Annotated in this window: 1 protein-coding gene; it reads right to left on the reverse strand. The window is 66.3% G+C overall.

The features are described 5' to 3' along the window. On the reverse strand, positions 1-1,591 hold a 1,591-nt coding region (locus tag P3L18_RS28040), incomplete at both ends, for a DUF222 domain-containing protein (protein WP_346348452.1).

Below are 1,591 nucleotides of genomic sequence, written 5' to 3' on the forward strand. Positions count from 1 at the left end.
CGGGTGGACCCAGCCCGGGTGGGCCGAGACTGGGTGGTGGGTGATCGTGTGGATTTGTCCGTCGGTGGCCGTGTTGGCTGTTGGCTTCGCGGTGCACGACTCGCTGTACCCCGGTATCGAGGCGGGCTTCGCACCTCGATACCGGTGGTGAGGGCGGGTCGGCCGGTATGCCGGCCGCGTCTCGGATGTGTTCGACCGCGGCCCGAAACGTCCGATCGATCCGAAAGAATCGGTTGACCCGCAACGGATTCTGTGGCTGTCCGGGTTCGGTGTTGAGTCGCCAGCCGAAGCGTCCGGCGTCGGGGCCACTGCGGATCAGTTCGGTGGTGTACTGGCCGGTGTCGGGGCCGACCATGCGGTTGTGCACGCCGCACGCCGGGGCGAGATCGTGGATGTCGGTGTTCCCGCCCCGCGCATAGTCGCGGGCGGCGTGGTGGATTTCGACGTGCACCATCGGCGCCGAACAGTCCGGATGTGAACAGCCCCCGTAGGAATCGGCCAGGGCCAGCCTTTGGCCCCGTGAGGCGAACCGACGGGCTTGCCCGAAATACAAGATCTCCGAGGAATGATCGGCGTACACCGCCAAATACTGTTGCGCCCGTGCCGCCACCTCCACCACGTCACCGATCGGCAGTGTCGTACCGGTGGCGGTACGTCCGAGACCGGCCTGCTCGCGTAATTCCTGGGAGGTGATCGACACGATCAACTGCGGCGGCAGACCCCGATGACTTTTGCCCAGCAACCCGCCGTCGAGGGCGGCGTGGAGCAGGGCACGGAATGCATCATGCTGGCGTTGCGCGGTGGTGCGTGTATCGCGTTGGGCCGCGGCCTCCACCACGTCCGGGGCGGCATCGTGGACGGATCCGTGCGGGGAGTGCTCGTCGTCGGGATTGTTGACGCCTTTGGCCGCCCATGACGCCAACACCACGTCGAACATCGCGCGGGTGGCCGGGTCCAGGCGGCCTTTGATCACCGACATCTGTTGGGCGTCTTGACGTCCCAACCATAGTTGCCGTTGCCGGGCCCGGTCGGCGGGTTCGGTCAGCTCGCCGTCGGGATCGACCCGTGCAAGTAGTTGTTGCCCGAGGACCCCCAACTCCGCGGGGGTGTGCTCGCGTGCCTGTTGCCCCAGCGTTTGCTCCGCTGCGGTGTGGACCTCGGCGGGCAACGCCACCGGGATCTTGCCGAGCACGTCGAGGACCGCGTGGACGTGGTCCGGGCCGAGGACTCCGTCGGCGACACCGTCGGCCAGGGTTGGTGCCGACGGCGGTAACGGCGTACCGCTGGGTGTCGTGAACTGCCCCAACGCCTGCAACCGTCGTTTACGACGGAAGGTGTCGGTGATCCGTAATCGGCGACTGAGAAAACCGGAGATGTTCTGAAAACCCAGCTTCCGGTACACGCCGCGGTTCTCGACCTCGATCAGTGCGGGTTGACTCACCGATTCCATCCGCCGAGTGGCGCGTTCGTGTTCCTCGGTGACCGTCACCAGGTCGGTATCGGACAACACGTGTGGGGATGCGGCGGCAATGCGGTCGAGGAGACCATGCAGCTGCGCATACAGGCCCAGCATGTCCGCAGTGACCAACGC

It is taken from the genome of Gordonia sp. N1V (assembly GCF_029269935.1).
GTDB lineage: Bacteria > Actinomycetota > Actinomycetes > Mycobacteriales > Mycobacteriaceae > Gordonia > Gordonia polyisoprenivorans.